The sequence below is a fragment of the Shigella sp. FC1967 genome (assembly GCF_001743005.1).
Lineage (GTDB): Bacteria > Pseudomonadota > Gammaproteobacteria > Enterobacterales > Enterobacteriaceae > Proteus.
Window position 1 is genome coordinate 1 of record NZ_MIIZ01000073.1, and the last position, 301, is coordinate 301.

Consider the following 301-nt stretch of genomic DNA (forward strand, 5'->3'; position numbering starts at 1 on the left):
AGTTGCAGGGTATAGACCCGAAACCCGGTGATCTATCCATGGGCAGGTTGAAGGTTGGGTAACACTAACTGGAGGACCGAACCGACTAATGTTGAAAAATTAGCGGATGACTTGTGGATGGGGGTGAAAGGCCAATCAAACCGGGGAGATAGCTGGTTCTCCCCGAAAGCTATTTAGGTAGCGCCTCGTGAACTCATCTTCGGGGGGTAGAGCACTGTTTCGACTAGGGGGGTCATCCCGACTTACCAACTCGATGCAAACTGCGAATACCGAAGAATGTTATCACGGGAGACACACGGCG

1 rRNA gene is annotated in these 301 nt (G+C 51.8%); it reads left to right on the forward strand.

Annotated elements, in window-relative coordinates:
• Positions 1-301 (forward strand): 23S ribosomal RNA (locus tag BHE89_RS00580); the annotation flags it as partial.